Source organism: Prevotella pallens ATCC 700821 (assembly GCF_000220255.1).
Classification (GTDB): Bacteria; Bacteroidota; Bacteroidia; order Bacteroidales; family Bacteroidaceae; genus Prevotella; species Prevotella pallens.
On record NZ_GL982513.1, the window covers coordinates 661,828 to 669,086 of the forward strand.

Here is a 7,259-nt window from a genome sequence, read left to right on the forward strand (position 1 = left end):
TAATATAGAGTTTCCTACATTAACTTATAAACAATTGTAACTTCGCTAATTGATGAAATTCATTACTATCATATTGTTCTATTTGTGCTTGTGTACCATCTGTGATGCACAAGTTAAATTTATAGGTAGCGTAAAATTACATAATGGAAGTCCTGTTGAAAATGCCATTATTATAGCTAAAATTCCATCAGAAAAAGGAGAACGTATTGTTGCCAATACAAGAACCGATGAACAAGGACACTATGCTTTTACACTTTCAAATAGCAGTCCGCAAATTGTTTTATATATTTCCAACTTCAATATCAAACCCATTCGAAAGGAAATAGCCAATATTTCTCAAACTTTAGACTTTGTTGCAGAATCGCAAAGCATAGAATTAGAGGAAGTATATGTAAAACCGACGATTATAAATGCCAAAGGCGATACGCTGACTTATCATCTTTCTCATTTTAGAGATAAAAATGACAGAAAGCTCCGAGAAACCTTAGAACGTTTACCAGGAATTACCATAAACGATGCAGGAAGAGTATTATATAATGGTAGGGAAATTACAGAATTTCAGATAGAAGGGGGCAATCTTTTTGAGGGAAAATATTCTATAGCACTTGAACGTATAGACCCAAAAGATATTATTGCAGTAGACATAATGCAACACCATCAGCCCATACGTGCTTTGCAGGGTAGCCGTATTACAGATGATGTAGCACTTAATGTGAAACTTTCTCCAAATTCAAAAAACACTTTGACTGGAAAAATGGAAGTTGGTGGTGGTTATAGAGAAGGCAACAAAGATAATTTAGCTTATACCGCACGATTATATGGAGGTTTATTTAATGCCAAACATCAAATTTTTGTCACTGCTTCGGCAAATAATAGCGGCGAACAATTAAGAGATATTTATGCCGTGCCTTTAACTTCGCTATCCAGTAATTTACTTTCTTCTCCCACACCACAAAGTAGTATGCTCAACAAGAATGATTATATGACAAATAAGAGTGAGGCGTTGTCAATAAACGGACTATACAATAAAACTCCTGATTCCAAATGGAATTATGCAATAATAGCAATGAACGAAAATACCGAAGGGTGCGCAAGTATGGAATATACTTATCATATTAATCAACAAGAGAAAACGCATAAACGAAGTTTTGAATTTGGAAATAATTACCGAAATATAGATTTCCTTCTTAAATACGAACAAAATAAATCGCGATATTTTTTTATGAACAAATTGGTTGGAACTTGTAATAGAGAGTTGCCATTCGTGAAACAACTTATACAAGCTGCACAACTTGACGAAAGTCTCAACCAAAGAGAATTTGCACTTGATAATAAATTAAGGTTAATATACAAATGGAACGAAGTAAATGGACTGGATACGCAGTTCAACTTACAATTTACCAATAGTCGTGAGCTGCTCTTTTTAGCACAAGAAGCGAGAATCAACTCTTTGCCACAGCCCACAGTACGGCAAGAAGTAAAGCAAAAATTCTATTACGCAGAACTGCGACAAGAGATGCTTTCTACAATCAGACTTGGCAATTGTACATTCGACCCTTATTGGTTTGGCATTGCTGATAAAAATATGCTATCTACTGCATTGTATTCTTCAGGTTTATTTTCTCCAGAAAGTAGTTTTGCTTTAAGTGACGATATGCATTATAACCGTGCGAAAGCTGGATTTGGTTTATCGTTTCAGTCGGTTATGGCTCATTTTCGAATCTATGGATATATTCCGTTAGTTTATTCACATATCTCCGTATACTCTCCTTATATCACCCCCAAAAAACATTCACTACATATCCTTCCGAATTTAACGATAGAACGCTCTTTGTTATCTCATATTTCGCTGCAATTACAATGGTCTAGAGAGGTTCACGACAATAAACCAGAAGATTTTTTACAAGCTTTTATTATCCGTAACAGCTACGAGCAGACTCGTGCAAATATAAACGATATAACTTCAACAAATAATCATTATCTTTCAGCAAAAATCAATTATGCCAACGCTTTCAAATTACTCTTTGGTAATTTACGCATAAACTATAATTATCTGAACAGCGATATGATGACAAATAAAGTGATAAAGGATAACCACATAGCGCTTTATCTTATTCCACTGAATTTTAATACCCATTCATTGAGTTTAAGTGGCGAGTTATCGAAAGCTTTTTATTGGAAGAAAACAAACGTGGGTTTGAAAGTAAGTCATACACGGTTTTCTTCTTCACAAATGCTAAATGATATTAGTTATCCCTTTCAGATCAATGAAAGCAGTTTCTCTCTGAAGGGAGGTATTACGCCTGTAAAAGGTTTGCTCACCGAAATTCAGATGTTTATCAACCGAAGCTGTATGTCAGAACCCACCAATAAAAATACCGACATTGTTACAACTCGTGCAATGTTAATAGGGAAGATAATGGCAACGTTCAGAAAATGGAGTATTTCCTGCAACACCTTATATTCGCAGCAAGACCATACACATACTTTTCTCGCAAATGCGAAATTGTATTATAAGACAAAATTAGTTGAATGGAGTTTAAATCTTCGTAATCTGTTCAACGCACAACAACTGAATATAGTTTCGGTTAATGCACAAGAGCAGCAGCGCAACACATTCTTTCTTGTGCCACGCAGTATGATTCTTTCATTAAAGTTCAACCTATAAACTTATTAGATAATATGAAACCTTCTTTTAAAAACCTTGCACGTAGAGGAATTCTATTTCTTTTCCTAATTGGTTTGTCAGAAATCTCCTTCTCACAAGCATTTGTGTTTGGCAATTCTCCTTCGTATACGGAATTAAACATGAAAAATAAAAAACCGCTTGATGCAGTTCTCTTAGAAGTGCGTTACCAATTCACATGGACTTATGCTAACAATTCGCAGCCACATACAGAACAACGAACTTTATTAATTGGGCGCAACCATATCTATTCACGTAACGAAGCACTCTATCAAAATGATTCTGTAGCAACATCACTCATTGCTAAAGGTGCAAAAGGAGTACCGCTCTATTCTAACCCTACTATTCCATACGAAGTTTGGACAAATATACAAGCAAAGACAGTAGAAATAGGTTATCGAGTACCTTTCGACAATCTAATTATATCGTTTATCCAACCAGCCAATGAATTACAATGGAGTTTCTTCGAAGATGAAAAACAAAAAATTTTAGGTTATGTTTGCTCAAAAGCAACAACAACCTATCGTGGCAAAAACGTAGTTGCATGGTTTTCTGAAGAACTTCCATACGATGCTGGTCCTTATTGTTTTATGGGATTACCTGGATTGATTATGAAAATTGAATTAGAAGGCGCAAGTTGGCAAGCAATAGGAATTAGAAAAGGTAGAAATTACGAACAAATTTATACATTTGCACGTCCGCAGCAAAAAATGACACGCGAAAAAGCCATTAGTTTTCTTACCAACCTTTACAACGATCCTGTAGCAACTTATAGTGCACTTGGTGTAGAATGTAGTTCTACTGAAAAGCCAGACCAAGTACTTACTTCGGGAAGTATTAAGTGGGAAATACCTAATTTAATGAAAATGGAGCGATGAGTCTGAAGATGATGACTATTGATAAATTGAGATTTATCAGCGAGGCCTCACAATATGATAAAAGTTCCTTAGGCGTAGTCGTTGCTCCTACATTAGATTGTAATAACAAATCCTCAGTTATACTATCGTTACCACAGTAGTTGCTCTTGTTTTAATGATCCAAATTGTAAGAAATGTTTTTATCTTCCTATTTGTAACGGGAAATGTTCATGGTACCAATTAAAAAACAAATATAAAGGAGGAAAATTTAACCTGTGTCAATGCCTTTTAAAAGCACCAGGTATGAGAAATAAAATACTAGAGAAATACTATGATCATATTACAAAATAAAATTATAATCACATTATTAGTCCTTTTGGGAACTTCGGGAGTGTGTTTTGCTCAATCCAATTCTTCACTATCTGGAAAAGTCATTGACGATAAAGGAAATACTTTATCTGGAGCATATATAGATATGTTTTTATCATCAGAGACCTCAGAACCTATTGCGACTGTTATATCTGATAGTCTTGGCGAGTTTCATTTATCTACAGAAAAGAAAATTAAACTTATTAGAGCACAGTATATTGGATATGAAAAGGTGCTACTGAAAGCTCCTTTTGCTGATTCATTAATTATTAAAATGGAATCTATGCCTTTGGAACTAACGGAAGTAGCAATTACTGGAAAAACTCCGAATAAAATAACAACTAACGGAATTAAGTTTACTCCCACTCAAATGCAAAGACAATTGCCTAATATTAGTCATTATATTGCACAATTGCCTTTTGTTGAAAAATCTGGTGATAGTTTTGTTGTCGTTGGTAAAGGAAGAGCAGTCTTCTACATTGATAATCGGCGAATAGAAGATTTGAAAGAGCTGAAAGAGCTAAAAATGGATGAACTTCAATCGGTAGAAGTAATTCCTAATCCAGGAATAATGTACGATTCTGATATTAAAGCTGTAATAAAAATCAAAACAAAAAAGAAGCAGACTGGAATGGGCTTTGAACTAACCAGTGGTATTATTCACAGTGAACGTACTGAATTATGGAATCAAGGAAATTTCTCGTACAATACTCCTACTCTTTGTTTACAAACTTCATTGGTTTATGATTACGATCCAACATTTGCACACCTTGAGATTGAACAACTAATGAGAAAAGAGCATACTTCATCAGTTTATTACAATAGTACGGAAAAACAAATATTTAGAAATCTACAGTTTCGTAATAGCTTAATATATACGCCTAATAAAAATAATAGCTTTGGAGTCTCTATGAGTTATGGACATTCCAATTGGACTACAGATGTAGATAATGGATTACATTACACTGATAATATAAATAATGTGGAATATGGACAAAAATCACATTCAACAAGTCCAAATCATAAGTGGGTAGGGAACTTGTTTTACAATTATTCTAATAAAAAAATAGAGTTCTTTTTCAATACAGATATTTACAGAGGAATTGGTTCAAGGAATATGACTTCAATTAGTTCCAATCATACAGTAGAACCAGATGTTGATACACGTTCGGAAGATAGTAACTTCCTTTGTTATTTCCAAGCATTAGGGAGCTATAATATTTCTGAATTTATTAAATTTCAAATAGGTGCAGACTATGCTCATACATCTGTTTTACAAGCATATAATGTTAATAGTGCTCATGCTGTTTTAAAACCATTTGACATTAAAACTTACCAACATCGTTATGCTGAGTATGCTTCTTTGAATTATGCTATTACTAACTTTGCCTTTTCTTTGGGACTTCGACACGAAACATTGTCTATAAATAGAGAAGATGATGTAAAGAAAGGACGTAACAAACTCTTTTCAATTTCAAAACTATATCCGTCAGCATCTGTAACTATGACAAAGGGAGCTTTTCAATCTCAACTATCTTATTCTTTGAAAACAGAATATCCCACGTATAACCAGTTATGTGCAGGGTTGAGTTATAGTTCTCCTTATCTGTATGAAAGTGGTAATCCTGATTTGTGTCCAGAAACACGACATGAATTATCCTTTCTTGGGAAGTTTTTGAATAGCTCACTGATGCTCAATTATACGGCGATTCGTGATGAAATTATTCAGGTTCCTACGCTTTATTCTGATAATATAATGTTATATAGACCAGAAAACACAGGAATAAACAAATATCTTTCATTGTCGGTTGGGCAGCAAATAAATTGGGGAGATATTATAGAAAGTTCATTAAAAGTGAGCTATCATTCTCAATGGTTGAATGTTGCAGGTTTTACAAAAAAGAGAGGTGACGGTTATATTTTTAGTGCAAACAATGCAATCAACATAAATAAAAATATTCAATGTTTTGTAAATGGTTCCTATCAAAGTGCAAGCGAAAATGGATTATTCAAAATCCCACAGGCATGGAATGTGGATTTGGCATTAAATTTATCTTTTCTATCAGATCGTCTCAACATCTATCTTGAATGTACAGATATTTTTTCAACTCTACATGCAAAACGAGGTTGTTACGGAAACAATATCTCTATGGATTATAGCCGAAATTATCAAACTCGTACATTCACAATACAAGTTTCATATAGCTTACCCAATATTATTAAGAGTAAGAGATATAAAGGTAATACAACTAATAGTGAAATTCAGCGTCTTTAAAAACTTATTGCAGATACGAATGAAGATAATCAGACAACGTAATGCAATGGATTGTGGTCCATCTTGTTTGGCAATGATTGCAGAACATTATGGAAGAAGAGAAGAAACAAGAACGCAGTTACGAACTTGTAGCGAAAAAGTACGCAGCATCGTGGGACAAATTCCCTCTTCACTTATTCGCTACGGCATCACCGCCATTGGGGTTGTGTTGCTTTGTCTCTTTGTTGTGGGTTATTTCTTGCCCTACAAGCAGGTTTATTCAGGAACAGCAACCATTCATAGAATAACAAATACAGCAGCCGATAGTGTAGATATAACTATTTTTGTCAAATTCGATAACAAACGTCCTGGCAATGTAACTGAACAAATGCTCTGTCTGCAATTACCTAATGGTACATTTACTGGACAAATACAAAATCTTTCCTCAGTTCGTGATACTTTGGATCGTCAAGAAATCCTCTGCCGTTTCAAGTCATCAGAAATAAAATCGGTAGAAAACCAAACTTTAAACTTTCAAATAGTACATTCATCGGGCAATCTACTGCAAAAAATGCTTGGCAGATGATGGTAGATACCTCAGATACTTAGAAAAGTCTGTCAAAAAAGTTGGTTACTTTCGTTTCAGATATCTATCAGGTTTGCCGTAGATTTGGCGTATAGGTCTATATTTTGAACTGTTTTCAGCCGTTTTTCTCTCATTTGTAAGTGTTTGATAATTAGCGATATACAAAAAACAGTGAAATGCCTAGAAAAAACGTCCGTACTTTTTCCCAAAAACGTCCGTACTTTTTTATTGGAACGTCCGTACTTTTTTCTAAGAATGTACGGACGTTTTCTTGACTTCCTTCACAACACTACCAAACAAAATTACCCACTAAAAATTTTTTCATTAAAACACAGATGAATATTAATAAGAAATGAAGTGAAATGTAATTAGTTTTTTTCAATTTCTTATTATTATTTTGAACATAACCAGCATTTCTCACTTTTAATATAAGAAAACAAGAGAGAGTAAGGGCAAAAGAAAGATAAAATAGAAAATATTTTGCAATAAATTTGGACGTAACGTTTT

At 34.0% G+C, this 7,259-nt stretch carries 3 protein-coding genes and 1 pseudogene; all 4 read left to right on the forward strand.

What is annotated here, in order from left to right:
- Positions 1 to 52: 52 nt before the first annotated feature.
- The 4 genes and pseudogenes from HMPREF9144_RS02540 (at position 53) to HMPREF9144_RS02555 (ending at position 6,752) form a co-directional block, all read left to right on the forward strand.
- On the forward strand, positions 53 to 2,668 hold the full coding sequence (locus HMPREF9144_RS02540) for a hypothetical protein (RefSeq protein ID WP_006044269.1): 2,616 nt from the start codon (positions 53 to 55) through the stop codon (positions 2,666 to 2,668).
- A 14-nt stretch (positions 2,669 to 2,682) separates the two neighbouring features.
- Positions 2,683 to 3,564 (forward strand): GLPGLI family protein, encoded by an 882-nt coding sequence (locus HMPREF9144_RS02545; protein WP_040595368.1) that lies wholly within the window; start codon positions 2,683 to 2,685, stop codon positions 3,562 to 3,564.
- 310 nt (positions 3,565 to 3,874) lie between these two features.
- Positions 3,875 to 6,187 carry an outer membrane beta-barrel protein gene (locus HMPREF9144_RS02550; protein ID WP_006044272.1) on the forward strand — a complete coding sequence of 771 codons (2,313 nt, stop codon included), beginning with the start codon at positions 3,875 to 3,877 and terminating at the stop codon, positions 6,185 to 6,187.
- Between the two features lie 89 nt (positions 6,188 to 6,276).
- A pseudogene (locus HMPREF9144_RS02555) lies at positions 6,277 to 6,752 on the forward strand (hypothetical protein).
- Positions 6,753 to 7,259: the final 507 nt, after the last annotated feature.